The following is a 24,671-nucleotide window of genomic DNA, read 5'->3' on the forward strand; positions in this document are numbered from 1 at the left end:
GGGTGGTGGGGGTGATGGTGTTTCGGGGCACGTGACGATTGTGCACCGGGGGTGGGGGTGCGCCGGTCCGTCCCCCCCGGGAGGGGCGCCTCCGCTGCGCCGTTTCCCGGGACTGCCGCCCAGGCCCCGCCGGTGAGAGGGCGGGACTGGGCAACCCTATCGGCCGCACGCCCGTCCGTCCTCCGGATGGACCGCCGAGCCCGGCGAAAGCGCAGGTCGGACAAGGCGCGCACAAGGACGGGCGGCACCGGCGCCCGCCCGGCGACGGGTTGCGGCCCCCGTCCCGGCGGCACACCGTGGGCCTCGTCCCCTTGAGGGACGTTCCTGGAGGGAGTTGCCCGCATGCGCATCAGCAGAACGACCACCACCGCCCTAGCGGCCTGCTGCTCGCTGGCCCTGGCCGTGGCCGGACCGGCCCTCGCGGCGGACCCGGCGCCGGAGCGCCCCGCGGCGTCGGTGCCCGCGCAGGACACCGCCGACCGGCTGACCACGGTCGGAAGCCTGGGCGACATCCTTTCGCTGGGCGCCCGGATCGGCAAGGAGGCCCAGGCGGCCAAGCCGGACCTCGCCAAGCTGCGGGAGATGCAGCGCCAGCTCACCGAGCAGGCCTCGCGGCTGCGTGCCTCCGTCAAGTCGCACGCACAGCCGTCCCAGCAGCCGCAGACGTCCCAGCAGGCACCGCAGCCGGGCCAGCCGGGCCAGCCGGGCGCCGCCGTCCAGCGGGACGTCGTCGCGGACGTCCAGAAGGTGGTGGACCAGCTCGTCAAGGACCTCAACCAGCTCCTCATGGACCTGGCGGCGGCCAACATCCTCGGCGTGGCCGCCGACGTGAGCAAGCTCCTGGGCGACCTCCAGCAGCTCCTCGGCGTCGTACTGTCGGCGCTCGGCGGCGGCGGAGCCTGACGGAGCGCGGAGCCGCCGCTCCCCGGACGCCCCGGCGAGTGCGCGGCCCGGACGGACCCCGACGCCACCGGGCCGACCGCGCGGCACGTAGTGTGCGGCGCATGCGCATCCCCAAGCCCCGAGAGCTGACGCAACTGCCCTATGCCCACGGCCTGGAGCCCTTCACGGGCCCGTTGGAACGGGCCGGCGCCTACGAGCGGCTCCACTTCGACGGCTCCGCCTTCGAGGACGCGGAGGCCGGCCGCTCGCTCTTCAGCGAGGTGGCGTTCTCCTCGGCGGTCTTCCAGCGCGGCAGCTTCCGGCGTTCGCGCTTCGACGACGTGTGGCTGCACGCCGTCCGCATGGTCGGCACCGACCTGGCCGACACCACCTGGCTGGACGGCGAGCTCACCGCCGGCGTCCTCGCCGGGGCCGAGGCCCACGGCGCCGAGCTGCGCCGCGTCGTCTTCCGCCAGTGCAAACTCGACTCGGTCAACTTCCGCGCGGCCACCCTGCGCGAGGTGGCGTTCGTCGACTGCCTGCTGCGGGACGTCGACTTCGGCGGGGCGATCCTGACGGACGTCCACTTCCCCGGTTCCACCCTGGACGGGGCCCGGTTCGAGAAGGCCCGCCTGACCAAGGTCGACTTGCGCGAGGCCACCGCGCTGGGCATCGCCGCCGGGCTGGGCGACCTGGGCGGCGCCACGGTCAGCACGCCGCAGCTCTTCGATCTGGCCCCCGCCCTGGCCGCGCACATCGGCCTCACGGTCGAGGACGGCTGACCCGGCCGCGCGGGAAAGGCCGCGAACCGGGACAACCCGTCCTCCGCCGGTCCCGGGCCGGCCCCCTGCGCTAGCGTCGGCCCGGTGCGCAGCCGTCCGCTCACCGCCCTGCTCGCCGCCGCCGTCCTGCTGACGGCCTGCGAAGCGGGCTCCGACTCCGGCTCGGACTCCGGTTCGGGTCCCGGCGACCGTGAGGACCCCCGTCCCCCACGGTCCGCCGGCCCGCGCCCGGAGACCCGCCGCGACGGCGCCGAGCTCCTCCACCGCCCCGCCGGCCGGGCCAGCGCGCAGAATCCGGCCTTCTCGCCGGACGGCACGTCCCTCCTCTTCACCGTCTTCCACGACGGCTACAACGCCGGCGCCGCCGCCCTGCGCACGCTCCCCCTCGGCGGCGCCCGGCGGCAGGCGCCCCGGACCCTGCTGGACGAGTCGGACCGGGCCGCCGTCAACCTGCCGGGGACGAGCTGGAACCCGTCCGCCGGCGTCGTCTTCGCCTCCGACCGCGCGGGACGTGACGAGGTGTGGGTGCTCCGGCCCGGGGGCCGGCCCGAGCGGGTGACGGAACACGACGACGACACCGGCTACCTGGAACCCAGCTTCTCCCCGGACGGCCGGTGGATCGCCTTCCAGGAGAGCCGGGAGAGCCAAGAGGGGCAGGAGAGCCAGGAGAGCACCGAGAGCGAGGACGGCACCGGCGGCGACGGCTCCCTATGGAAGGTCCGGCGGGACGGCACCGGGCGCACCAAGCTCGTCGACGGACCGGCCACCCGGACCGACAACCGGCAGCCCAACTGGTCGCCCGCCGGAGACCGGCTGGTCTTCCAGCGCCGCCGGGAGGGCACCGACGAGTGGCGCCTGTACGTCATGGACGCGGACGGCGGCGGGCTCCGCGAACTGCCCGTCCGGGGCGAGGGGGAGCACACCGACCCCAGCTGGTCGCCCGACGGGAAGTGGGTGGTGTTCTCCTCCACCGCCGGCGGGCTGGACCTGCCGCAGATCTTCGCGGTCCCGGTGACCGGCGGACGGCCGGTCCGCGTCACCCGTCACGACACCTCGTACGACGGCGCCCCGAGCTGGTCGCCGGACGGCAAGTGGATCGCGTTCGAGTCCCATCCGGGCGGCGAGGACCGGCCGTCCGCCCTGTGGCGCGTCCCGGCGCCGCGCCGCTGAGCCGGGAGCGGTCCGGGGGACCGGGCCCGGCCCGCCGCGCGGTGCGCCGCCGCCGGCCGGCGGGGCGACGGGTGCCCGTATGCGTCTTCGGAGGTGCCATGGCGGTTCGCTCCTTCGCTGGACGTGGAACGTGGACCGATCTATTCCGGGGTGCGGTCGGCCGGCGCTTGGTACGGGTGGACCGGTGCCGGGCCGTGGGGCCGTTCCCGGCGTTCCCGGATCCGCCCCGCGCGAGGCCGTGCGCGGTGCGGTCGGGCCCGCCGGGCCCACGGCCCGGCACCGGACGTACGGGGTCCCGGGACGCGAAGGATCCGGCGCGGACCGGACCCGGTGCCTGCCGACCCCGGAGCGTCCGGGGAAAGCGGAACCAGCATCCCGCCCCGGCGCCCCGCGAGGGAGGGCAGGACTCGCCCTGGCAGCGGGCTTGGCACGGCGGCGGGAGACGCCGGAAAGTGGCCGGTTGCCGACTGCCCCGCGACACCGGCGGCTGCGGAGAATGCGGGAGTGGACGCCAAGATCGCTCTCCGGGACTTCCTCGTCTCCCGCCGCACCCGGCTGAACCCCGACGACGTGGGACTGCCCGCGCACGGCGCGCGCCGCGTGCCCGGCCTGCGGCGCGAGGAGGTGGCCGCGCTGGCCGCGGTGAGCGTCGACCACTACATCCGGCTGGAACGCGGCAACGCGTCGCTGGTCTCCGACGCCGTGCTGCACGCCGTCGCCGACGCGCTGCGGCTCAGCCCCGGCGAACGGCGGTACCTGCGCGACCTGGCACGGCCGGACCGCCACGACCCGGCGCCCTGGGGGCCGGTGCCGGCCGACGGACCGGGGGCCGGCGCCGCCGGGCCGCGGGTGCGGGCGAGCGTCCGGCGGCTGCTCGACACCCTGGACGGCAGCCCCGCCTACCTCGTCGGACGCGACGGCGCCATCCTCGCCTGGAATCACCTGGCGACCCGGGTGTTCGTCGACTTCGCGGAGATCCCGGCGGAACGGCGGACGATCGGCTGGATCGTCTTCACCGACCCGCGGGCCAGGATCCTCTACCTCGACTGGGAGGCCAAGGCCCATGAGACGGTGGCCTATCTGCGCTCCGTGACGGGCCGGTGGCCGCACGACGCGGAGCTGGCCCGGCACGTCGCCGAACTGCGGTCCGCCAGCGCGGACTTCGACCGGATCTGGTCCGAACTGCCGGTCCTCGACATCACCCACGCCACCTGCCGGCTGCGCTGCCCGGCGGCCGGGGCGGTGCTGGAGCTCTCCTGGGAGACCTTCCAGCTCACCGACAACCCGGAGGAGATCATGGTGGCCTACACCGCGGCGGAGGGGTCGCCCTCCGCCGCGGTCCTGCGGGACCTGGCCCGGGTGGAGTGCCCGTCAGGCCAGGGTGACGGTCAGCAGTGAGTACTGCGCCACCGTGAGCGCGACGGTGGCCGTCGAACCGGACGTCGTCCAGGTCACCGGCCGGGGCTCCGGCGAGGCCGCGTCCGGGGAGCTCACCGCGGCGGCCGTCACCTTCTTGCCCTCCGGCACGGCGACGGTCACGGAGCAGGCGGCCGGCTTCACGGCGAAGGCGGCCGGCTTGTCGCCGAAGCAGGTGAAGTTGACCAGCTGGACGACGATGTCGTCGCCGAGCCGGCTCAGCTCCAGGTGGACGCGCCGGTCGCCGTCGAACGTGACCGCCGGCGGGGCCGCCGCGAGGACCGGCGCCAGGAGCGGGCCGGGGTCGGCCTGCCCGGCGGCCGACAGGAACGCCCGGCCGGGCAGGTCCTTGACGTAGTGGCAGGTCCCGGCGCCGAAACGGTTCACCCGAGTGGCCGGGAGGGGGTCCCGCTTACGGAAGCCGAGCACGTCGGCGAGGGCGAACTCGTCCCGTGCCGCCCCCAGTTCGGTGAGCGCGGTGGGCGCCGGACCCGTGATCACCGCCGTGCCGCCGGTCGCCACCCAGCCGCGCAGCACCTCCGCCTCGGCGTCCGAGACGGCCTGGAGGTTCGGCAGCATCAGCACCTTGAACCGGGCCAGGTCCGCCGCCGTCACCCCCACGCTCGGCACGGTGTCGAACGGCACGTGCCCGTACACCAGCGCCTTGACCGTGCCCCGGAACTCCCCGAGCCACGGCATCGTGGTGCAGCTGTCCTCCGGCGTGCCCTCGCTCCACCACTCCTTGACCCCGGACGGCTTCTTGGCGTTGACGTACATGCCGGTGCCGGCCGAGGGGCTGACGTAGTCCCGGGAGGCGGTGGAGTGGTAGACGCCGACCTCGGCGGCCGGGACCGCGTCGTAGAGCCGCTGCTGGTGCGCCGCCACGAACCCGTACATCCGGGTCCGCATCTTCGCGTCGGTCGTCTCGTTCTTGAACGGGCTCTTCACCTCGTACGGGTTGCAGCCGGCCGCCAGCAGCTCGGCCATCACCAGCGAGGCGTCGTCGGCCTTCCAGCCGTACGAGAACGCCCAGGCAGGCTTGGTGCCGCCGGCCGCGCGGGCGTACTTGTACATGGAGATCAGACAGGTCCAGTCGGACGCGGTGGCGTGCCGCATGCCGTCGTAGTTGCCGAGGATGTCCACCTCCCAGGCGTGGCTGACGCCCTCGGCCTGCCGCAGGTACGCGCCGTCCAGGCCGATGGAGGTGGCGTACTGGTAGTCCATGCTCACCGTCTCGACGAAGGTGACCAGGTCCTTGTTGGCCGACTTGCCCGCGGCGGCGATGTCGAGCTGCCACTGGAGGAGGTTGCGGTGGCGCCACTCGACGAACCGGCGGAACGTGGTGTCCCCGAAGTCGGCCTTCTTCGGCAGCGGCAGCCCGGTGTCGGCCTTGAAGGCCGCCGCGGCCCACGGCGAGGCGTCGCACCAGCTGGCCTTGCCGTCGAAGTAGATGGGCACGTCCGGCCAGATCGCGTCCAGGCCCGAGCCGGCCAGGGCCTTGACCCGGGCCAGGTAGTAGTCGCGCCAGGGGGAGTTGGGGCTCAGCCAGCAGCTCTCGTCGCCCGGGTCCACCCAGACGACCAGGCTGCCGTAGAAGACGTTCGGCTGCCCGTCGAGGGAGAGCTGCACCCAGTCCTTGCCGTGGTCGTTCTTGTAGAACGAGCGGCCCTTCTCGCCGCCGACGCTGATCAGCTCCAGCGACGGGTAGTACATGACCACCCGGATCCCGGCGGCGTGCGCCAGCTCGGTGAACCGGCCGACCTGCTTGACGTGGAAGTCGAACTCGGCCTGGGTGAGCCAGTTCGACAGGATGGTGTCCAGCTCGATCACGCTGACGTTCTGCGCCTTGAGGGCGTTGATCACCGGCTTCATGTCGCGGACCGGGTCGGCGTCCTCGTCGAAGGTGCCGTCCGCCACCCGGGCGTACCGGGCCCACTCCGGGAACGCCCCCTGGCGCACGGCCGCCGGGGCCCAGGGCGCGGAGTCCACCCTCGCCGGGGACGCGGCGCTCGGCGCCGCCGACGCCGTCCCCGGCAGCGCGTGCGCCGCCCAGGCCGCGCCGCCGGCGGCCAGTCCCGTCCGTAGCAGTCCTCTTCGGCTCATGCCCCGCATGCGATGCACGTTCCCCCCTGGTGTGTCGGGATCGGTCGGTCGGTCCGACGATGCGAACGGCCGGCCGGACCGGGGGCCGTGGCACGACGCCGCGGGCCCGTCGGCCGGTTCGGATGGTCAGGCAGTGCCCCGTGATTCTGTCGGGAAAGCGGCCGGAAGGAAGGCTTTCGCGAGAGGCCGGGCAGCCGGAGGGGAGGTTTTCGGACGTGCGGCGCCGGCCGGAAGGTCCCGTGGAGGAGCCTTCCGGCCGGCGCGGGGAAGTCGCCGTCCCGGTTCGCGACGGTGCCGGCGAGCGAGCGCGCTGGTCGATCGGTCTCGCGGGACGGCCGCGGCGTGGCCGCTCGCCAGGCGGTGTCTAGAACCAGGCGGTCTCGGCCAGGCGCTGATCGTTGCAGAACAGCACCGCCTTGCTCTTCCGGCCGTCGAGGTTGTTGATCACCTTGGTGTAGGCGTAGTCGATACCCGGATCGACCGTTTCGAGCACCCACACGATGCTGGAACCGGCCAGGCGGTTGCTGTGCGCGGCGCAGCCCCGCGGCGCGTTGTCTATGCGGGCGTACGAGCCGCAGCCGCGGCTGTAGAAGTACCTCAGGGTGATGGTGCGCCCGGCCCAGACCGCCGTCTTCGTCGCCCCTCCGGGCACGTTGGGCTGGTGGTACTGCCCCGAGCAGGAGGTCTTCCCGGGGTAGAGGCCCTCGTTGGGGAGCGTGCCGTAGCCCACGCTCTGCATGGGGGCCGCCTGGGCCTGGAGCGGCGTCAGCGCCGCCAGGCCGAACGCGCAGGCGACGCCGAACAGCGCCCGCCCTCCTCGGCGGCCGGTCCTCCGGGTGGTCTCCCTGTTCCGTCTCGCCATCATGGTCGTCTTCCTCCTGGAGAAGGAGGTCCGCGAGGTGTCGCGGAACCGTTCCCCAGGCTGTTCGCGCCCGTCCTGTGCCGCCAGGCGGTTACAGGCCGTCTCGAAGGGGCGGGTCCGGGACCGCCCGCGCGGCCCGCCGAGTCGCGCGCCCGCGCCGAGGCGAGCCGTATTCATACGAGACCGAACGGGTGAAACGCCCCGAGTTGTCGGGAAAGCGTACGCGGATAGCATTTCATCCGACATGGTGATCGCGGCAGGCCCACTGGACTGGTCCCTGGTGAGCGGATGGATTCCGGTCGCCGTCCTCACCCTGGGCCTCTGCGCCCTGGCCGCGCTGCTCGCCTCCCGCCGGCGCACCTGGTGGACCCGGTGGGCCCCCGCCGCCGTCCTCCTCGCCGCCCTGCTCACCTGGCTGCTCAGGACGGCCGTCGACGACTGGATCCAGCCGTTCCCCGACCCCCTGCCGTTCGACGTCGTCGTCTGGACCGGCGTGGCCGTCCTCGGCGTCTGCCTCACCCTCTTCCGGCTGCCGCTGCTGCGGCCCCGCCACTGGGCCCCCGCCGCGCTCGCCGGGCTGCTCGTCGTGCTTCTCGGCGCCTCGCAGATCAACCGGCACTTCGACCAGTACCCGACGGCCCGCTCCGCCCTCAACACCTGGCTCACCAAGACCACGAAGCTCTCCGACGCCACCGGAACCACCCGCCCCACCCTCTCCGTACCACCCGGCAAGACCCTCGACGAGGTGTGGCACCCCCCGCCGGACCTGCCGAGCGACGGCACCCTCTCCCGCACCGGCATCCCCGGCACCGCCTCCGGCTTCCACGCCCGCGACGCCTACGTCTACCTGCCGCCCGCCTACCGGGCCGATCCCCGCCCCCTGCTGCCCGTCCTCGTCCTGATGGCCGGCCAGCCCGGCTCGCCGGACGACTGGATCAACTCCGGCCGCCTGGTCGACATGATGAACGCCTTCGCCGCCGCCCACCGCGGGCTCGCCCCGGTGGTCGTGGTCGTCGACCCGCTGGGCTCCCAGTTCGCCAACACCCTCTGCCTGGACTCCCGGCTCGGCCGCGTCCAGACCTACCTGGCCACCGATGTCCCCGCCTGGATCCGCGCCCACCTCCAGACCGCCCCCGCCCCCGCCTCCTGGGCGGTCTCCGGGATCTCCTTCGGGGGCACCTGCGCCCTTCAGCTCGGTGTCAACGCGCCGCACGTCTACGGCGTCCTCAACGACGTATCCGGCCAGGAGGAACCCACGCTCGGCAGCCGGAAGAAGACCGTCGACGAGGCGTTCGGCGGTGACGCGGCGGCCTTCGCCCGCGTCAACCCGCTCGACGTCATGGCCCGCGAGCGGTTCCCCGGCACCCGCGCCGCCTTCGTCGCCGGCCGCGACGACGGCACCTACCGGCCGCAGCAGCGGAAGGTGTACGAAGCCGCCGTCGCCGCCGGCATGCGCGCCGAGTGGGTCGAACTCCCCGGCGGCCACAGCTGGCAGGTCTGGCGTCCCGGCCTGGAACGCCAACTGCCCTGGATCGTCCGGCAGACGGGCCTGATCCGATGACCGCCGCGACCGGCTGCGGATCACCGCGGGACGCACCCTCGCCGCCATCCGACGGGCCCCCTTCACCCTGGCCTTCCTGGCCGTCCTGTGGACCGTCGGGGCCGTCACCCACTCCCTCGGCGACGGGCCCGGCCGGCACCGCTTGGAGACCGTCGGCGTCGGCGTCCCCGCGCTCACCGAAGGCCGCTGGTGGACCCCCGCCAGTTCCCTGCTCTGGTGCCCCGGGCTCGGCGGCTACCTCGGCACCACCGTCATCGTCCTGCTCCTCGTCACCCCGGCGGAACGCCGCCTCGGCGTCGCCCGCACCGCCGGAACCCTGCTCGGCGGCCAGATCCTCGGCACCCTCCTCGGCATCGCCCTCATCGAGGCGGGCTCCGCCGCGGGCGAACAGTGGCTCGACAGCCTCACCGAGGACCTGACCGTCACCCCGACCGTCGGCGCCCTCGCCGTCGGCTGCGTCCTCAGCCACCGCCTCACCGCCCTCTGGCGCCGCCGCACCCGCCTCGGCATCGTCGCCTTCGCCCTGGTCACGGTGTTGTACGTCGGCCACCTCCAGGGCGTACTGCGGCTCGGCGGCGCGGTCGTCGGATTCGCCGTCGGCGCCGCCCTCCACCGCCGCTCCGGCCCCCGCCGGCCGGCCGCCTCCCACACCGAGGCCCGGGTGCTCGTCGCGCTGGTCGTCGCCGCCTCCGCGATCGGCCCCATGATCGCCACCCTCTCCCCGGACGCCCGCGGCCCCTTCAGCACCTTCAACGAGGTCTACGTCTCCACCCGGCCCGACGCCCAGGACGTCACCGACGCCTGCGCCCTGTCCTCCCTCGACTGCGACGCCGTCCACGCCCTCCGCGACTTCTACGACTCCCCGGCCGCCGCCCTCTCCGTCCTCGTCCCCGTCATCCTGCTCGTCCTCGCCGAAGGACTGCGCCGCGGCCGGCGCCTCGCCTGGACGCTCGCCGTCCTGCTGCACCTCGCCTGGCTCGCCCTCTTCGCCTACTGGCTCCACGACTTCCTCGGCAACCCCAGCACCTACGGCGCCGCACCGGCCGAACACGCCGCCTTCGTCCAGTACTTCGCCGAACAGATGCTGCTCCCCGTCCTGGTGCTCGGCCTGCTCGTGGTCACCCGCGACCGCTTCGACCTACGGCTGCCGCGCACCGCCACCCGCGGGCTCGCCGCCGTCACCGGCGGGGCGTTCCTGCTGACCTGCGCCGCCTACCTGGGCCTCGGATACGCGGTCCGCGACCAGTACGATCCGCCGGCCGGCGCCGGCGCCCTCCTCGGCGGGCTGGTCTCCGCGTTCCTCCCGCCCGCCTTCCTCGGCTACTTCGCCCCCTGGCCCGTCCCCGTCGGCGGCACCGCCAAGGCCCTCTACCAGTACTGCGGCCTGCTCTTCTGGCTCGTCGCGCTGGCGGCGCTGCTCGTCACCCTCCGCCGGCCCCGGCTGCACACCGACGCCGATGCCGCCGTCCGGGCCAGGGACCTCCTCGTCGCGCACGGCGGCTCCACCCTCTCCTTCCTGACGACGTGGGACGGCAACTACTACTGGTTCACCCGGGACGGCCGGGCCGCCGTCGCCTACCGGGTGATCGCCACCGTCGCCCTCACCACCGGCGAACCCTTCGGCGCCCCCGACGCGCGGCTGCCCGCCGTCGAGGAGTTCTCCCGCTTCTGCGACGAACGCGGCTGGACCCCCTGCTTCTACAGCGTCGGCGACGGAGTCCGCGCCGCCGCCGAACGGCTGGGCTGGCGGTCGGTGCAGGTCGCCGAGGACACCGTGGTGCCGCTGCCGGAACTCGCCTTCACCGGGAAGAAGTGGCAGGACGTCCGCACCGCCCTCAACAAGGCGGGCAAGGAGGGCGTCACCGCCGAGTGGTGGTCCTACCGCGACGCCCCCGTCGCGCTCACCGACCAGATCCGCGGCATCAGCGAGGAGTGGGTCGCGGACAAGGGCCTGCCCGAGATGGGCTTCACACTCGGCGGCCTGGACGAACTCGACGACCCGGCCATCCGCTGCCTCATCGCCGTGGACGGCGACCGGACGGTGCACGGCGTCACCAGCTGGATGCCGGTGTACGGCGGCGGCGCGGCCGGTGTGCCGGTCGGCTGGACCCTGGACTTCATGCGCCGCCGGACGAACGGCTTCCGCGGCTCCATGGAGTTCCTGATCGCCTCCGCCGCCCTCGGCTTCAAGGAGGAGGGCGCCCGCTTCCTGAGCCTCTCCGGCGCCCCGCTGGCCCGTACCGCCACGGCGGAACCCCCGGCGGCGCTCCAGCGGATGCTCGACTACGCGGGCAAGGTGCTCGAACCCGTCTACGGCTTCCGCTCCCTGCTGCACTTCAAGGCCAAGTTCCAGCCGCACTACCGGCCGCTGTACATGGCCTACCCCGACCCGGCGGCCCTCCCGGCCATCACCCGCGCCATCGGCAGGGCGTACCTCCCGCACCTGACGCCCGCGCAGGGGGTGCGGCTGATGCGGCGGTTCTCGGCCTAGCCCGGCCCGGCGGACCCGTTCGCCCGCCCCCGCAACCGGCGCCCGGCACGCTCGTTGGACCGGCGTGACGTCTATGACGGCCGGGGGAGTGATGAAGGGTTCCACCACCACACGCCGGGCGGCGGGACTCGCCGCCTCCGTCCTGCTCCTGCTCTTCCCGGTCGCGGCGGAACCCGCCGGGGCGGCCCCGGCCGCCGGCGTGCCGCGGGAGGTCCACTGCGCCGGGCCGCCGGCCGGCTGCGCGGACGAGGCCGCCCGCGTGCTCGGCCGGCTCCGCGACGGCCTCGGCTGCGACCACCGGGCCCCCTTCGCCGCTGTGTACACGCGGCTGCAGGAGTCGCTGGCGGCGGCCGTCCGGGCGGGCGCGTTCGACGAGCCGCGGTGGGTGGGCGGCAGCCTCAACACCGGCTTCGTCAACCACTATCTCGCCGCCTACCACGCGGACCGGGCCGGCCGCCCGGTCCCGGCCGCCTGGCGCGCCGCCTTCGACGCCGCCCGCTCCGGCGACCTCAACGCGGGCCAGGACGTGCTCCTCGCGTCGAACGCCCACATCCAGCGGGACATGCCGTACGTCCTGGCGGCGCTCGGGCCGCGCGCCCCCGGCGGCGCGTCCCGCAAACCGGACTACGAACGCGTCCAGGCCGTCCTCGACCGCGCCTACCAGCCGGCCGTCGAGGACGTCGCCCGGCGCTACGACCCCCTCCTCGCCCTCGGCGACTCCCGCTGGAACCCCCTCGCCCGGCACACCGCCCGCGAACTGCTCCACCTGTGGCGCGAGACCGCCTGGGAGAACGCCCGCCCCCAGGCCGCCGCCGACGGGCCGGCGGCCAGGCGGCGCGCCGAGGAGGCCATCGAGGCGAACGCCGCGCACTGGGCGGTCCTGCTGAGCGTCCCCGGGCCCCCGGGCTACCGCTCGGGCCGCGACGCCTACTGCCGGACGCGGGCGGGCGCGGGCGGCGAGGGTACGGGCGGCGGGGGTACAGGCGGCGGACGGTAGCGCCTGCCGTCAGCCGTCGGACAGGGCGCGGCCGAGCAGCGGCAGCAGGCGGTCCCAGTGGCGCCGCAGCCCGGCGGGGTCGAAGGCCTCCGTGTCGGCCATGGTGAAGCCGTGGACCGTGCCCGGGTAGACCTCGATGGTGTGGGCGGCCCCCGCGGCGTCCAGGGCCCGGCCGAGCTCGGCGGCGGCCTCGGGCGTCATGTCGCCCTCGGCGAGACCGAGATGGACCTCCGCGGGCAGCTCGGATAGGACCCGGTGCGGGCTGTCGGGCGCGTCGGTGACCAGGAAGCCGGGGTGGAACCCGGCGACGGCGGCCACCCGGCCGGGATGGGCCGCGGCGGTACGCAGCGCCAGCGCCGCGCCCCAGCAGTAGCCGACCACGCCGACCGGACCGGCGTCCACCTCGGGCCGCCCGGTGAGGAACGCGAGGTAGGCCTCGGCGTCGCGCAGGATCCGCTCGGGGGTCTGCGCTTCGACCAGCGGCATCAGCCGGGCGATGAGCGCCGGCCGGACCTCCTCGCCGATGTGCTCGGGCAGTTCGGCCACCGGCGCGGGGCCCTCCCGGTAGTAGAGGTGCGGGACGAGCACGTAGTACCCGTGCCCGGCCAGCTCCCGGGCGAGCTCCCGGATCACGGGCCGGGGGCCGAAGGCGTCCGTGTACAGCAGCACTCCCGGGTGCCGGGCGCCGTCGTCGGGAAAGACGGCGAACGCGTCGGCCCGGCCGTCCGGGGTGGGAATGGTGAGTGTCGTGGTGGTGGTGGCGAGTCGTGCTTCCCCTGAGTTGTCGATCACCGGGGCATGGTAGGAGCCCGCCGGCGCGGCGGTCCACCGTGTTGCTCGCCCGGAGGGCGGCCGGCGGCCGTACCGCCGGGGTCCCCGGCGTCCGCCCGGGCGGCGCGGACGAGGGCGTCCGCGACCCCCTCCGGCAGATCGAGGTGGCGGCTCAGCCAGAGCGCGTCGTGTCCGCGGTGGGCGAGGATCCAGGCCGCGCAGAGCCGGTTCTCGGCCGTCGGGTCCGACGGCGGCAGGCCGGGACGGAGGGCGTCCAGCGGGCAGCCGGCGCGGGTGGCGGCGTCGAACAGGGCGCCGCCCGGGGCCGGGGGCCGGCGGTCGCGGCGGACGCGGGCGGAGCGGCGGCCCAGCGTGTGGACCGTCACGGCGACCGTGGCCAGGGCGACGCCCAGGGCCAGGGTGGCCGGCGGCCAGTCGGCCACCGGCACCAGGCGCAGGGCCGACGCCTCCAGCACCACGAGGGCGGCCACGACGAGGGCGACCGTGCCGTCCCGGACGTGCGGCCGGGGCGCGCCCGCGGAGTTCCGCGCGGTCTTCCCCGTCCACGCCGCCGGCATCCTGATCCCGGTCATGAGCTCGCCTCCTTCGCCGCTCGGCTCCCGCGCGTCCCGTACGGCGTCGTGTCCTGTCCAGGCCGGTGACGCCGCGTTCCTCTCGACGCCGTCCACGCTAGGCGGCGGCCCGCCCGGCGCGCCCCGGCCGACCGGTGGACGGGACGGGGGACCCCGTCGTCCCCCGTCCCCCGTCCCCCGGGCGGATGGGACTTCGGTCGTAGGCCGGTCCCGGGGCCCGTCCGTCCCGGGGCGGACGGCCCGCCTAGGGCCGGGAGCCCGCCCGGGCCGGTCGGACGGCGGATGTTCCCGCAGCTCACAGCACGTAGGGTCGGACGTGTACCGGTCGTTGAAACGCAGACCACCGGCACGCGTCCCGACACGTACGACAGCGGACCCCCACGGTCCGGAAGGGTGGAGTCATGACCGCGCCGCACACCGGCCGGCCGACGGACGGCCGGGAATGGCACGGCGGCCTGCTGGACCTGGACGCCTACTTGGAGCGGGTCGGGTACACGGGGGAGCGCCGGCCGGTCAGGGAGGTGCTGCGGGCCCTGCAACGGGCGCACGTCACCTCGATCCCGTTCGAGAACTTCGACGTCCTGCTGGGGAACCCGATCCCGCTGGACGTGGAGTCGGTCCAGGACAAGCTGGTGCGGCGACGCCGCGGCGGCTACTGCTTCGAGCACGTCGTCCTGTTCGCCGCCGTGCTGGAAAGGCTCGGTTTCCGCTTCACCGGCCTGCTGGGCCGGGTCACGCTCGGCGCGGACAAGCTCCTCCCCGCCACCCACGCCCTGCTGGCCGTGGAGGCCGAGGACGACGGGCGGACCTGGCTGTGCGACGTCGGCTTCGGATCCGGCCCGCTGGAGCCGATCGAGCTGGCCGACGGCGTTGAGGCGGACTTCGAAGGCCGGCGGTTCCGGGTGGAACGGCGTCCGGGGGAGCGGGGCATCGACGACTGGTGGCTGCACGAGCGCCGCTCCGACGGCTGGCTCGACCGCCACACCTTCACCCTGGCCCCCCACTACACCATCGACTACGTCGTCGGCAGCCACTACGTCTCCAGCCACCCCCGCTCCCCGTTCGTCCGGCGCCCGATCGCGCAGCGGTTCGCCGTCGACCGGCAGCTCTCGCTCGACGCCGCCGCCGTGACCACCCTCCGCCCGGACGGCTCCCGCACCGAGCGCAAGCTGGAGGCCGACGAACTCGGGGCGTGCCTGGCCGAGGAGTTCGGCATCACCCTTCCCCCCGAGGACGTCGCGCGGCTCGCCGCCCGGTTCGACACCGCCTGACCGGACCGCCGCGTCCGCTCGCTCCGGTCACTCCGGCGCGGTCAGGAAGTCGAGCACCAGCGGGCTCGCCTCGGCGCGGAACTCCTCGAAGTAGGCGTGCCGGGCGCCGGGGAGGAGCCGGAGGCGGGCGCCCGGGATCCGGTCGGCCAGCAGGTGCGCGTTGGCGGTGGGGTTGAACCGGTCGTCGGTGCCGTGCACCACCAGGGTGGGCGCGGCGATGTCCGGCAGGGCGTCCCAGGCGTCGTGCCGCGCGCTCGCCAGGCGGTGCCGCCGCCGGGCGTGGCCCGGCATGGCGGGGTCGCCGAGGACGGTGTACGGGCCGGGGTGCGCGGCCCGCCAAGCGGGCGTGTACATCAGGTCCAGCAGGGTGCGTTCGGCCGCCGCCGGGTCCGGGGCGGCGAGGGCCGCGCGGACCTCCGGCCCGGCCGGCACCCCCCGGACGCCGGGGGAGGTACAGCCCAGGACCAGCCGGCGCACCCGGTGCGGGTGCCGGACGGCCACCCACTGCGCGACCCGGCCGCCCATCGACGTCCCGTAGACGTCCGCCCGTCCGACGCCCAGCGCGTCCAGGACGGCCACGACGTCGTCGGCGAACTCCTCGGTGCCGTACGGCTTGTCGGGCTTGTCGCTGTCGCCGGTGCCCCGGTAGTCGAGGGTCACGGTGCTGCGGGCCGTATGGAAGTCGGCGCGGACGGCGTCCCACCAGCGGTGGGAGTTCGCCTGCCCGGCGAGCAGGACGAGCGGGGGCCCGGACCCCCGCACCTGGTGGGCGAGGCGGGTCCCGTCGGGGGCGATGGCATGCGGCATGAGGCCAGTCGATCACGCGCCGGCGGCGCGCCCGCGCCGGGGGGCCGCCGGGGCCCAGGGGGGAGACGGGGATGTGGAGGGCGGCGATGCCCGGGTGCCGGCGGGCTCGGCCGCCGGCGGGCGGTGTGGCGCCCGACGCCGCCCCGGCGCGCCCCGCCCGACGCCGATGGTCGCGGTCCCGGCCGTGACCCCGTTCAGCGGCCCGCCGCGACGGGAGACGGGCCCGCCGGCGCGTCGTCCGGCCGTCGGACCGGCGCGTCCATGCGCGGCCTGCCGTTCGGGACCGGCGCGACCCGGTGGTCCGCCGGGGTGGGGTGCACGACGAGGACCGGGCAGCGGGCGTGCCGGAGGCAGTGGCGGCTCACCGAGCCGTGCAGGACGTGGTGGAGCGGCCCGTGCTCGCCCGTGCCCACGACGAGCAGGGAGCCGGGGTCGTGGGCCAGGGCGACCAGCGCGGGCCCCGGGGCGGCGCGGACGGCGCGCGGGCGCAGGACCGTCCCCGGCGGGGCCGGGCCGAACGCCGCCTCGCAGGTCTGCCGGACCACCGTCGCCGCCGCCCGCTGCCAGTGGGCGCGTACGTCCGCGGGGGCGGGGCTGACCGCGTCGGCCGCCTCGCCGCCGGGCGGCGCCCACGCGTACACCGGGCAGAGGACCGCGCCGTGCCGGGCGGCCTCCCGGGCCCCTTGCCGCAGGGCCGCCACGCTGCCCGCCGAACCGTCCACCCCGACGACCACCCGCTCGACCGTGTCCGTCGTCATGCCCGCTCACTCCTTCCGTCGCGTGCCGTTCCTTCGTCTCCCCTCCAGCCTGCGGTCCGGTGCGCGGGCCCGGGGTCCGCCGGCCGGGCGGCGGGGCGGGGGAGCGGAGGGTCCTCCGATCGGTGGCCGGGGCGCGGCCGGGCGCCCGGAGCGGCCGGAGGGCGGCGGCCCGCTTATGGTGGACGAAAGGGGCACTCCGGGCCCACGGCCCGGACGGTGGCGACCGCGAGCACGGAAGTGGCGGGCCCATGGAGACCGATTCCGGTACGCAGGTGACGGTGGTGGTCGCCGACGACCATCCTGTCTACCGCGAGGGCATCACCCGCGGCCTCCAGCTCAGCGGCCGGATCTCGGTCGCCGAGGTGGGGGACGGGCCCGCGGCCCTCGACGCCGTCCGCCGGCTGGAGCCCCGGGTGGCCCTGGTCGACTACCGGCTCCCCGGGCTGGACGGCCTCGCCGTGCTGCACGCCGTCGTCCGCGACCGGCTGCCGACCCGCGTCCTGCTGCTGTCCGCCACCACCGACGGAGCGGTCGTCTACCGGGCGGTCCAGGAGGGCGCCGCCGGCTATCTGGCGAAGGACGCCAAGCGCTCCGAGATCGTGGACGCCGTGCTGAAGGTCGCCCGGGGCAAACAGGTCGTCTCCGAGGACCTCTCGGACGGCCTCGTCGACCAGATCCGGCTGCGCGCCGACCGCGACGAGACCGTCCTCTCCGACCGCGAGCGGCAGGTGCTGCGGGGCTTCGCGGAGGGCAAGAGCATCCCGCAGCTCGCCGGCGAGCTCTACCTGGGCGCGAGCACCGTCAAGACCCACACCCAGCGGCTCTACGAGAAGCTCGGGGTGTCCGACCGCGCCGCCGCCGTCGCCGAGGCGATGCGCCGGGGCCTGCTCGAATGACGGGCGCCCGCCCGCGCCGGGCCGCCGGGCCCGCGACCGGGAAGCGAGCGGACCGCTGGGCGGTCCTCGCGGTGCTGTGCGCCAGCCTGCTGCTGGTGGCGATGGACGCCACGATCCTCAACGTCGCCCTGCCGTCGCTGGTCGACCATCTGCGGCCCGGCCCCCTCGAACAGCTCTGGATCATCGACATCTACGGTCTGGTCCTCGGCGGCCTGCTGGTCACCAGCGGCGCGGTCGGCGACCGCTTCGGCCGTAAACGGCTGTTCCTGACGGGGTTCGTCCTCTTCGGCCTCGCCTCCGTGGTCGCCGCCACGGCGGACAGCTCCTGGCAGCTCATCACCGGACGGGTGCTGCTCGGCCTCGGCGGCGCCATGGTCATGCCGTCGACCCTCTCGCTCATCCGGGCCGTCTTCACCGACGACCGCGAGCGGGCGCTGGCCATCGGCGTCTGGGCGGCGGTGGCCGGCGCGGGCGCCTGCCTGGGGCCGCTCATCGGCGGGCTCCTCGTCGAACGGTACGGCTGGTCGGCGGCGTTCTGGGTGAACGTCCCCATCGTCGTCGTCACCGTGGCGGCGGGCGTACGCCTGCTCCCCGAGTACCGCGTGCCCCAGCACGGGCGGCTCGACCGGCTCGGCGCCCTGTTCTCGGTCGCCGGCGTCGTGGCCCTCGCCTGGGGCGTCAAGCACGTCGCCAAGGGCAGCCTCGCCCCCGCCGACGTGGCGGTGCTGCTCCTGGGCGTGCTGCTGCTCGTCCTCTTCGCCCGGCGGCAGCTCGCCTCCCACGATCCGCTGCTGGACGTACGGCTGTTCCGGAACGGCCCCTTCCTGGCCGCCGCGCTGGCCACCCTCCTGGCCATGCTCGCCATCGGCGCCGCGCTGTTCCTGATCTCGCTGTGGCTGCAGTACGTCCACGGCTATTCGCCCGCCCAGGCCGGGCTGCGCACCCTGCCGTCGGCCGGGGCCATGCTGGCCGGCTCGCTGGCGTCACCCTGGGTCATGCACCGGGCCGGGGTCCGGACGGTCCTGGCCGTCGGCCTCGGCGCGCTGGTCGCGGGTTTCCTGCTGCTCGCCCTGACCCCCGTGCCCAACGACTACCCCGTCGTCGGCGGGGTGCTGGCGCTGCTCGGCCTCGGCGACGGGCTGGCGATGACCGCGGCGGCGTCCGTGCTCGTCTCCGCCGTGCCGCCGCACCGGGCCGGGCAGGCGGGCGCCGTCTCGGAGACCGCCTACGAACTCGGCGTCGGCCTCGGCGTGGCACTGCTCGGCAGCATCCACGGAGCCGTCTTCACCGGCCGGATGACCGGGCTGCCGCTGCGCGGCGCCGACCTGGACGAGGCCCGCGGCTCGGTCGGCGGAGCCGCCGACATCGCCCGGCGCACCGGCGGCGAGACCGGCCGGCGGGTGCTGGAGACGGCGCGCGCCGCCTTCGACGACGCGCTGACGACCACCGCGTACGTCTCCGCGGGCATCGTGGCCGCGGTCACCGTCCTGACCGTGTGGCTCGTACCGCGCGGGTTCAAGGTCACGGGCGGGCACTGACCCGGGGAGCGGCGGTGTGGCGGTGCGGCGGAACGCCGGGAGAGGGAGCCATGGAGATCACACTCGACTACGACACGCTGGGGACGCGCCTGCGGCACATCGGCCCCGCCGAGATCACCTACGCCAAGTGGGCCGGCCGCCCGCTCCGCCTCGGCCCCTGGGAGCTCGACTACGACACGATGGGCACCCGGCTCCGCCGCGTGGGCACCGCCGAGATCGCCTACACCAAGTGGACCGGCCGGCCCACCGCCGTCGGCACCTGGGACCTGGCCTACGACAAGCTCAACAGCAGGCTCCGGCGGATCGGCCCGTACGCGCTCGACTACGACCAGCTCGGCAGCCGGGTGCGGACGGTGGGGCCGCTGGAGATCTCCTACGACAAGCTCGGCAGCCGGCCGCACGTGGTGCGGCTGGAGGGCGCCGACGGGGACGCGCTCCCCGACGACCTGCTGCTCGCGCTCTTCCTCGTCCTGTACTGGCGGACGGAGCAGGAGCGGAACAGCAGCCGCTGACGTCCGCACAGCTCCCTCGACCACACCGGGAACGGCGGGCCGGGGATCGTCCGGGCTCAGGGCGGAACGGCACCGGAGGCCGTGCGGGCTCGGTCAGGAGAGCGGCCGCGGCTCGGCCGGCAGCAGCACCTTGCGCGGGACGGGCGACGACAGGACCACCGACGTCGTCGTCCGCCCGAACGCCGAGACACGCTCCAGCACTTCCTCCAGGTGCCCGGTGTCCACCACCGCGACCTTCAGGATCCAGCAGTCCTCGCCGACGACGTGATGCGCCTCCAGGACCTCCGGACGGTCGGTGAGCACGGTGACCGCCGGGTGGCGCAGCGTGTAACCGGGGTACGGGTTCACCCGGACGAACGCCTGGACGCCGTACCCCAGCCGCGCCGGCGACACCTCGGCCGTGTACCCGGTCACGACCCCGCCGTTCTCCAGCCGCCGGACCCGCTCGCCGACCGCGGCCGGGCTCAGCCGCACCCGGCGGCCCAGCTCACTGAGGGTGATCCGGCCCTCGCTCTGGAGGAGGCCGATCAGCCGCCGGTCCACCGCGTCGAAGGCCACCGTCGAATCATTGGCGGCGGCGCGCGGATGCCGAGGTTCTTTCGGCAGGACGGCCGAATCTCCCATGACTCCCCCTTCAGGAAACGATCAGTCACGGTAACACTGGTCGGCGTCGGAAAACGGGCGGGGAACGGGCGGGGAATCCGCCCCGGAATGGGAGGACTTCGGCCATGCCACGCGACGGTGTGCCACGGGACGTCTGCGTCATCGGCGGAAACCGCTATTTCGGAAAACGGCTGATATCCCGGCTGCTCGACGCCGGCGCGTCGGTCACCGTCGTCAACCGCGGCTCCGCCGCGCCCCCGCCCGGCGCCGACCACGTCGTCGCCGACCGCGACGACGAGCGGGCCCTGCGGACGGCCCTCGGCGACCGGACCTTCGACGTCGTCCTCGACCAGGTCTGCTACACGCCCGTACAGGCGGCCGTCGCCCGCCGGGTCTTCGCCGGCCGCACCGGCCGCTATGTGATGACCTCGACGATCGAGGTGTACGACGACGTCACCGGCGCGTCCGCGCCCCTGCCGGAGACGGCCTTCGACGCCGCCTCCCATCCGGTGGACCTCGCCCCGGCGACGCCCTGGAGCTACGGCGAGGGCAAGCGCCAGGCCGAGGCCGTGTTCGCGGCCGACCCCGCCTTCCCGTCCGTCGCCGTGCGCACCGCCCACGTCCTGGGCGGCGCCGACGATTTCACCGGACGGCTCGCGCATTACGCCGACCGTATCCGGACGGGCACCCCGATCGCCGTCCCGCCGACCGCCCATCCGTCGGTCTTCCTTCACGTCGACGACATAGCGGACTTCCTTTTCCGGACGGCCGGAAGGGAATTCACCGGGCCGGTGAACGCCTGCTCCCACGGGCTGCTGGACGTCACCGACCTCTGCCGCCTGCTGGCCGAACACATTCCCCGGGGACGCGTGGTGCTGAACACCGTCCCCGAGGGCCCTTATTCACCCTTCGCCTTCGACCGTTACTACGCCATGGACAACTCCCGGGCGCTCGGCCTGGGATTCACCTTCCGCGATACCTCGGCCTGGCTGCCGGACGTCCTCGCCACGGCCGCCGCCACCGCACTCACCGGAGACAACTGACATGCAGTACCGCGCACTCGGCGACCTCCGCGTCGGCGCCATCGGCTACGGGGCGATGCCCCTGTCGATCGAAGGCCGCCCCGACGAGGCACGCGCCATCGCCACCGTGCACGCCGCGCTCGACGCCGGCGTCACCCTGATCGACACGGCCGACTCCTACTACGCCCCCGACGGCACACCCGGCCACAACGAACTGCTGATCGCCCGCGCCCTCGCCACGTACGGCGGCGACCGCGACGCCGTCCTCGTCGCCACCAAGGGCGGCCGGGGCCGCACGCCGGACGGCGGCTGGACCGTCGACGGCGACCCGCGCCGGCTGAAGCGCGTGTGCGAGGAGTCGCTGCGCCGCCTCGGCACCGAGGCGATCGGCCTCTACCAGCTCCACAAGCCCGACCCGGCCGTGCCGTTCGCCGACTCGCTCGGCGCCCTGCGCGACCTCCTCGACGCGGGCACCATCCGCCTCGCCGGGATCTCCAACGTCGACACGGCGCAGATCCGGCTGGCCCGCGACATCCTCGGCGACCGGCTGGTCTCCGTACAGAACCGCTACTCGCCCGCCGTCCGCGACAGCGCGCCGGAACTGCGGCTCTGTGCCGAGCTGGGCATCGCCTTCCTCCCGTGGAGCCCCCTCGGCGGCATCTCCCGCAGCTCCCTCGACGGAACCTCCGGCCCGGCCGCGGACGACACCTTCGCCGCGTTCCACACCATCGCCGCCGAACGCGGGGTGAGCCCCCAGCGCGTCTGCCTCGCCTGGCTCCTGGCCGCCTCCCCGACCGTGATACCCATCCCCGGCGGCACCCGCCCCACCAGCGTCCGCGACTCCGCGGCGGCGGCCGACCTCGCCCTGACGGAGGAGGAACTGGCGAGGCTGGGCGGGCACGACGTGTGAGGCCTCCGGCGGGCCGGAGCGCGGCGCGGAGTCACGGCTTCCCGAGAGATCAGCGGCCCCCCGCCGCCTCAGCGGCGTAGGTCCTCCCAGGTCACCACCGGGCTGCCGGCCCGCATGCCGAAGTCGAGCGCCGGGTCGCGGACGGGCCACTTCAGGCGCAGCCAGCCGGGGACCGTGGCCAGGATGCCGTCGTCGCCGGCCAGGTGCCAGAAGGTGTTGGAGTCCCGGCGGGCGAAGTAGGGGCAGAACAGGGAGATCACCAGGGTGACGCGGCGGCCCCGCGTCACGGGGGTCACCGCGTGGAAGATGCGGCTGCCGTGCAGGAAGAGCGCCGCGCCGCGCGCCCGGCAGTCCGCCTCGCGGATGCGCGGGTCGTCGGCGGTGACGTCGTCGAACTCGCCGGTGCGGCCCTGGAAGTAGGTGAAGCGGCCGCCCTCGTAGTCGGCGCCGTCGCTGAGCTGGAGGGTGAAGACGTAGTCCATGCCGTCCCGGTGCCAGCGCACGATCTCCGGACGGCCGCTGCCCTCGAAGTAGTTGATCTGCGCGGTCGGGAGGCGCAGCGGGTGGGGGATCAGCGGGACGCCGGCGATCCGGGAGCAGGCGAGCAGGAAACCGCGGTCGCGGATCATGTTGTGGAGGAACGGGGACGCGAGGTCGGCGCCGCGCAGCCGGCGGGTGGCGATGAACCGGCTGGAGCCGGCCGCCGGTTCGAGGCGGTCGCAGACCTCGGCCAGCCGGTCCAGGCCCTCCGCCGTGAGGAGGCGGAACGGGCCCACGAGCGCGGTGTCGTCCACCGTGCCGCCGTGGCGGCCGAGTTCGCGGCTCGCGTAGCCGAACTCCTGGAGCGTGACGCGCGGCCCGTCCGCGTCCGTGACGACGAAGTCGCCGCGCCAGCGCGGCTCCCCGGGCACCCCCGGCGGCCGGCGCGGCCGGCGGGCGCGGACCGCGTGGAAGAACCGGTCGACGCCCGTCGCCGTCCGGGGGAGGTTGAGGACGCCGTCCTCGCCGCGCCTTGTCCGGACCATCGCCATGAGTCATCCCTCCCGACGGACAGCGCCCCGGCACGTCACCGGCCCGTCGACACGGGGCGTCCGCCCCGGCGGGCCGGGAGCCGGCCGCGGCCAGTATCCACCGGCCGGGGACCCGCCGGGCAAGGACGCGATCCCGCCAGCCGCGCTCACCGGCGGCCCGTCCCCTCGGCAGCCCCCTCCACCACCTGGCCGGCGACCCACCGGGCCTGCCGGACCACCGTCCGCAGGTGGTTGGCGAACGGGATGCGGACGTGCGTGCCGACCCCGGCCACCCAGACGCGCTCCGGCGGCGCGCCCGGGGCCCGGCGCACGCGCAGATCCGCCTCCAGGCGGCCGACCCCGGGGGCACCCGGGCCGGCGGGGGAGAGCAGGAGCTCCGTGCCGTCCGCCCCCCAGGCGAGTTCCGGGGGGAGGAAGCCGGTGGCGTTGACGACGTGGTCGTACGTCTCGGGCGGGCGCCCCGGCGCGGACACCCGCCACACCCCGTCCGCGAAGGCGACGGACTCCGGGTAGGCGGGGGCCACCCGCAGCGCGCCCGTCGCGCAGTGCTCCAGCAGCCGGCGGGCGTTGACCACGGTGAGGGCGGTCAGATAGCGGCCGACGAACCAGTCGAAGCGCCGCATCAGGGCCCGCGTACGGTCCGGCGGCACACCGTCGGCGAAGGCGGTCAGCGCCTCGATCACGGCCACCGCCACCCCCGGCCACCGGCACTCCCCGGCCTCCGCCAGCGCGGTCTCCTCCGCCAGGCGCCGGACGGGATCGGCGGCCCGCGACGTCTGCGCGCGCAACGGACGGCCGCCCAGCAGCCGGACGGCCTCCACCACGCAGCGCGTCATCCGCCGCTCCAGCAGCGGATCGCCGGGGTCCAGCCGGGCCATGCGCTCCAGCGGCGGGAAGTCCCGCGGCGGGGCGTGCAGCGAGAGCCGTACCGCCGGCAGGGCGCCGGACGGCGAGGTCAGCGTGGTGCGGTGGCCGTCCCGGCACAGCAGCAGTGCCGCGTCCACCGCGGACTGCCGCGAACCGAGCACGAGGACGCGCCGCCCGCCGCCGAGCGCGGCGCGGAGCCGCGCGGAGGGGTAGGGGCTGTCCAGGTAGCGGGGGTGACCGGTGAACGCCTCGAACCCCCGGGGCACGCGCGGCCGGTGCACCCCGGTGGCCAGGATCACGTCGTCCGCCGCGAGCTCCGATCCGTCGTCCAGCCGCAGCCGCGGCGTTCCGCCCCCGAGCCCGACGGACCGTACGTGGGAGCGGATCTGACGGACCGTCATGCCCGCGCGCTCGGCGTCCGCCCGGGCGCGCTCCCAGCGGTCCGCGCAGTACGCGGCCATGGCGGCACGCGGTACGCACGTGTCGGGAGCGCCCGTCCAGCCGTGGGCGCGCAGGTGGCCGACGAAGTCGTCCGGCCGGTCCGGGAAGAGGGAGTTGACGTTCGCGGCGCTGTTGCACATCAGCAGAGGATCGGCGTCACCGAAGGCACGTCCCCAGCCGGGCCGCGACGTATCGACCACCAAGACCGTTCCGACGGGCCGGCCGTCTTGGTGCGCGGCGGCCTCCACCAGGTGCGCGAGCACGCTCGTCCCGGCCGCCCCGGCCCCCACGACCGCCACCGTCCGGCCGTCACCGCGGTCGATGCTGCCTCGTGCCACGTCCGTACCCGCTCTCCCCGGTGCCTCTCCTCCGCACCCGAACCTCCCC

The 24,671-nt window shown here is 75.1% G+C and carries 22 protein-coding genes; 13 read left to right on the forward strand and 9 right to left on the reverse strand.

Features of this window, described 5'->3' with window-relative positions:
* Positions 1 to 342: 342 nt before the first annotated feature.
* From ACSNOK_RS03725 to ACSNOK_RS03740, 4 genes are all read left to right on the forward strand, one after another.
* Positions 343 to 903, forward strand: coding sequence for a hypothetical protein (locus tag ACSNOK_RS03725; protein WP_436779086.1), 561 nt, complete (start codon positions 343 to 345; stop codon positions 901 to 903).
* Between the two features lie 101 nt (positions 904 to 1,004).
* Positions 1,005 to 1,664, forward strand: a complete 660-nt coding sequence (locus tag ACSNOK_RS03730) for a pentapeptide repeat-containing protein (protein ID WP_436779087.1) — start codon at positions 1,005 to 1,007, stop codon at positions 1,662 to 1,664.
* 84 nt (positions 1,665 to 1,748) lie between these two features.
* Positions 1,749 to 2,834 carry a TolB family protein gene (locus tag ACSNOK_RS03735; protein ID WP_436779088.1) on the forward strand — a complete coding sequence of 362 codons (1,086 nt, stop codon included), beginning with the start codon at positions 1,749 to 1,751 and terminating at the stop codon, positions 2,832 to 2,834.
* Positions 2,835 to 3,338: 504 nt separating this feature from the next.
* On the forward strand, positions 3,339 to 4,232 hold the full coding sequence (locus tag ACSNOK_RS03740; RefSeq protein ID WP_436779089.1) for a helix-turn-helix domain-containing protein: 894 nt from the start codon (positions 3,339 to 3,341) through the stop codon (positions 4,230 to 4,232).
* On the opposite strand, the gene ACSNOK_RS03745 is transcribed toward ACSNOK_RS03740, so the two are convergent.
* Both ACSNOK_RS03745 and ACSNOK_RS03750 read right to left on the reverse strand, forming a co-directional pair.
* A complete protein-coding gene (locus ACSNOK_RS03745) occupies positions 4,206 to 6,353 on the reverse strand; it encodes a hypothetical protein (RefSeq protein ID WP_436779090.1) in 2,148 nt (715 codons plus the stop codon). The two genes, ACSNOK_RS03740 and ACSNOK_RS03745, sit on opposite strands and share 27 nt — an antisense overlap.
* Before the next feature lie 364 nt (positions 6,354 to 6,717).
* On the reverse strand, positions 6,718 to 7,218 hold the full coding sequence (locus tag ACSNOK_RS03750; protein ID WP_436779091.1) for a hypothetical protein: 501 nt from the start codon (positions 7,216 to 7,218) through the stop codon (positions 6,718 to 6,720).
* Between the two features lie 241 nt (positions 7,219 to 7,459).
* Here ACSNOK_RS03750 and ACSNOK_RS03755 point away from each other — a divergent pair, with 241 nt between their 5' ends.
* The 3 genes from ACSNOK_RS03755 to ACSNOK_RS03765 all read left to right on the forward strand — a co-directional run bounded on the left by ACSNOK_RS03755 (position 7,460) and on the right by ACSNOK_RS03765 (position 12,264).
* Positions 7,460 to 8,776 carry an alpha/beta hydrolase gene (locus ACSNOK_RS03755; protein WP_436779092.1) on the forward strand — a complete coding sequence of 439 codons (1,317 nt, stop codon included), beginning with the start codon at positions 7,460 to 7,462 and terminating at the stop codon, positions 8,774 to 8,776.
* Positions 8,777 to 8,918: 142 nt separating this feature from the next.
* The gene (locus ACSNOK_RS03760) at positions 8,919 to 11,267 is read left to right on the forward strand and encodes a bifunctional lysylphosphatidylglycerol flippase/synthetase MprF (protein ID WP_436779093.1); all 2,349 of its coding nucleotides are present in this window, start codon (positions 8,919 to 8,921) and stop codon (positions 11,265 to 11,267) included.
* A 91-nt stretch (positions 11,268 to 11,358) separates the two neighbouring features.
* Positions 11,359 to 12,264, forward strand: coding sequence for a DUF5995 family protein (locus tag ACSNOK_RS03765; protein ID WP_436779094.1), 906 nt, complete (start codon positions 11,359 to 11,361; stop codon positions 12,262 to 12,264).
* 9 nt (positions 12,265 to 12,273) lie between these two features.
* Here ACSNOK_RS03765 and ACSNOK_RS03770 read toward each other — a convergent pair whose 3' ends face one another.
* Both ACSNOK_RS03770 and ACSNOK_RS03775 read right to left on the reverse strand, forming a co-directional pair.
* Positions 12,274 to 13,056, reverse strand: a complete 783-nt coding sequence (locus ACSNOK_RS03770; protein ID WP_436779095.1) for a dienelactone hydrolase family protein — start codon at positions 13,054 to 13,056, stop codon at positions 12,274 to 12,276.
* Complete coding sequence (locus ACSNOK_RS03775) at positions 13,053 to 13,628, reverse strand: hypothetical protein (protein ID WP_436779096.1); 576 nt, start codon at positions 13,626 to 13,628, stop codon at positions 13,053 to 13,055. The genes ACSNOK_RS03770 and ACSNOK_RS03775 overlap by 4 nt, the downstream gene beginning before the upstream one ends.
* A 401-nt stretch (positions 13,629 to 14,029) precedes the next feature.
* On the opposite strand from ACSNOK_RS03775, the gene ACSNOK_RS03780 reads away from it, so the two are divergent.
* The gene (locus ACSNOK_RS03780; protein ID WP_436779097.1) at positions 14,030 to 14,899 is read left to right on the forward strand and encodes an arylamine N-acetyltransferase family protein; all 870 of its coding nucleotides are present in this window, start codon (positions 14,030 to 14,032) and stop codon (positions 14,897 to 14,899) included.
* Between the two features lie 27 nt (positions 14,900 to 14,926).
* On the opposite strand, the gene ACSNOK_RS03785 is transcribed toward ACSNOK_RS03780, so the two are convergent.
* Together ACSNOK_RS03785 and ACSNOK_RS03790 are read right to left on the reverse strand one after the other, a co-directional pair.
* On the reverse strand, positions 14,927 to 15,706 hold the full coding sequence (locus ACSNOK_RS03785) for an alpha/beta fold hydrolase (RefSeq protein WP_436779098.1): 780 nt from the start codon (positions 15,704 to 15,706) through the stop codon (positions 14,927 to 14,929).
* A gap of 194 nt (positions 15,707 to 15,900) precedes the next feature.
* The gene (locus ACSNOK_RS03790) at positions 15,901 to 16,464 is read right to left on the reverse strand and encodes a universal stress protein (RefSeq protein WP_436779099.1); all 564 of its coding nucleotides are present in this window, start codon (positions 16,462 to 16,464) and stop codon (positions 15,901 to 15,903) included.
* A 248-nt stretch (positions 16,465 to 16,712) separates the two neighbouring features.
* Here ACSNOK_RS03790 and ACSNOK_RS03795 point away from each other — a divergent pair, with 248 nt between their 5' ends.
* The 3 genes from ACSNOK_RS03795 to ACSNOK_RS03805 are packed head-to-tail and all read left to right on the forward strand — an operon-like array spanning position 16,713 to position 19,410.
* Positions 16,713 to 17,360, forward strand: coding sequence for a response regulator (locus ACSNOK_RS03795; protein WP_436779100.1), 648 nt, complete (start codon positions 16,713 to 16,715; stop codon positions 17,358 to 17,360).
* The gene (locus tag ACSNOK_RS03800; protein ID WP_436779101.1) at positions 17,357 to 18,898 is read left to right on the forward strand and encodes an MFS transporter; all 1,542 of its coding nucleotides are present in this window, start codon (positions 17,357 to 17,359) and stop codon (positions 18,896 to 18,898) included. The genes ACSNOK_RS03795 and ACSNOK_RS03800 overlap by 4 nt, the downstream gene beginning before the upstream one ends.
* Positions 18,899 to 18,948: 50 nt before the next feature.
* Complete coding sequence (locus tag ACSNOK_RS03805) at positions 18,949 to 19,410, forward strand: hypothetical protein (protein ID WP_436779102.1); 462 nt, start codon at positions 18,949 to 18,951, stop codon at positions 19,408 to 19,410.
* A gap of 93 nt (positions 19,411 to 19,503) precedes the next feature.
* Here ACSNOK_RS03805 and ACSNOK_RS03810 read toward each other — a convergent pair whose 3' ends face one another.
* Positions 19,504 to 20,034 (reverse strand): Lrp/AsnC family transcriptional regulator, encoded by a 531-nt coding sequence (locus ACSNOK_RS03810; protein WP_436779103.1) that lies wholly within the window; start codon positions 20,032 to 20,034, stop codon positions 19,504 to 19,506.
* A gap of 104 nt (positions 20,035 to 20,138) precedes the next feature.
* Between ACSNOK_RS03810 and ACSNOK_RS03815 the strand changes: the two genes are divergently transcribed.
* Complete coding sequence (locus tag ACSNOK_RS03815; protein WP_436779104.1) at positions 20,139 to 21,056, forward strand: NAD-dependent epimerase/dehydratase family protein; 918 nt, start codon at positions 20,139 to 20,141, stop codon at positions 21,054 to 21,056.
* Between the two features lies 1 nt (position 21,057).
* Positions 21,058 to 21,945, forward strand: a complete 888-nt coding sequence (locus tag ACSNOK_RS03820) for an aldo/keto reductase (RefSeq protein WP_436779105.1) — start codon at positions 21,058 to 21,060, stop codon at positions 21,943 to 21,945.
* Positions 21,946 to 22,013: 68 nt separating this feature from the next.
* On the opposite strand, the gene ACSNOK_RS03825 is transcribed toward ACSNOK_RS03820, so the two are convergent.
* Both ACSNOK_RS03825 and ACSNOK_RS03830 read right to left on the reverse strand, forming a co-directional pair.
* Positions 22,014 to 22,976: a hypothetical protein gene (locus ACSNOK_RS03825; protein WP_436779106.1), complete on the reverse strand. Its 963-nt coding sequence runs from the start codon at positions 22,974 to 22,976 to the stop codon at positions 22,014 to 22,016.
* 146 nt (positions 22,977 to 23,122) lie between these two features.
* Positions 23,123 to 24,622 (reverse strand): FAD/NAD(P)-binding protein, encoded by a 1,500-nt coding sequence (locus ACSNOK_RS03830; protein ID WP_436779107.1) that lies wholly within the window; start codon positions 24,620 to 24,622, stop codon positions 23,123 to 23,125.
* Positions 24,623 to 24,671 lie beyond the last annotated feature (49 nt).

This window comes from Streptomyces sp. URMC 126 (assembly GCF_051386555.1).
Taxonomy (GTDB): Bacteria; Actinomycetota; Actinomycetes; order Streptomycetales; family Streptomycetaceae; genus Streptomyces.

What these genes read in the sequence shown, in the direction of transcription:
- ACSNOK_RS03795 (WP_436779100.1), top strand. Translation starts at nt 16,713, where the DNA reads ATGGAGACCGATTCCGGTACGCAGGTGACGGTGGTGGTCGCCGACGAC.
- ACSNOK_RS03730 (WP_436779087.1), top strand. Translation starts at nt 1,005, where the DNA reads ATGCGCATCCCCAAGCCCCGAGAGCTGACGCAACTGCCCTATGCCCAC.
- ACSNOK_RS03765 (WP_436779094.1), top strand. Translation starts at nt 11,359, where the DNA reads ATGAAGGGTTCCACCACCACACGCCGGGCGGCGGGACTCGCCGCCTCC.
- ACSNOK_RS03780 (WP_436779097.1), top strand. Translation starts at nt 14,030, where the DNA reads ATGACCGCGCCGCACACCGGCCGGCCGACGGACGGCCGGGAATGGCAC.
- ACSNOK_RS03785 (WP_436779098.1), bottom strand. Translation starts at nt 15,706, where the DNA reads ATGCCGCATGCCATCGCCCCCGACGGGACCCGCCTCGCCCACCAGGTG.
- ACSNOK_RS03725 (WP_436779086.1), top strand. Translation starts at nt 343, where the DNA reads ATGCGCATCAGCAGAACGACCACCACCGCCCTAGCGGCCTGCTGCTCG.
- ACSNOK_RS03750 (WP_436779091.1), bottom strand. Translation starts at nt 7,218, where the DNA reads ATGATGGCGAGACGGAACAGGGAGACCACCCGGAGGACCGGCCGCCGA.
- ACSNOK_RS03810 (WP_436779103.1), bottom strand. Translation starts at nt 20,034, where the DNA reads ATGGGAGATTCGGCCGTCCTGCCGAAAGAACCTCGGCATCCGCGCGCC.
- ACSNOK_RS03815 (WP_436779104.1), top strand. Translation starts at nt 20,139, where the DNA reads ATGCCACGCGACGGTGTGCCACGGGACGTCTGCGTCATCGGCGGAAAC.
- ACSNOK_RS03805 (WP_436779102.1), top strand. Translation starts at nt 18,949, where the DNA reads ATGGAGATCACACTCGACTACGACACGCTGGGGACGCGCCTGCGGCAC.
- ACSNOK_RS03790 (WP_436779099.1), bottom strand. Translation starts at nt 16,464, where the DNA reads ATGACGACGGACACGGTCGAGCGGGTGGTCGTCGGGGTGGACGGTTCG.
- ACSNOK_RS03820 (WP_436779105.1), top strand. Translation starts at nt 21,058, where the DNA reads ATGCAGTACCGCGCACTCGGCGACCTCCGCGTCGGCGCCATCGGCTAC.
- ACSNOK_RS03745 (WP_436779090.1), bottom strand. Translation starts at nt 6,353, where the DNA reads ATGAGCCGAAGAGGACTGCTACGGACGGGACTGGCCGCCGGCGGCGCG.
- ACSNOK_RS03800 (WP_436779101.1), top strand. Translation starts at nt 17,357, where the DNA reads ATGACGGGCGCCCGCCCGCGCCGGGCCGCCGGGCCCGCGACCGGGAAG.
- ACSNOK_RS03825 (WP_436779106.1), bottom strand. Translation starts at nt 22,976, where the DNA reads ATGGCGATGGTCCGGACAAGGCGCGGCGAGGACGGCGTCCTCAACCTC.
- ACSNOK_RS03755 (WP_436779092.1), top strand. Translation starts at nt 7,460, where the DNA reads ATGGTGATCGCGGCAGGCCCACTGGACTGGTCCCTGGTGAGCGGATGG.
- ACSNOK_RS03775 (WP_436779096.1), bottom strand. Translation starts at nt 13,628, where the DNA reads ATGACCGGGATCAGGATGCCGGCGGCGTGGACGGGGAAGACCGCGCGG.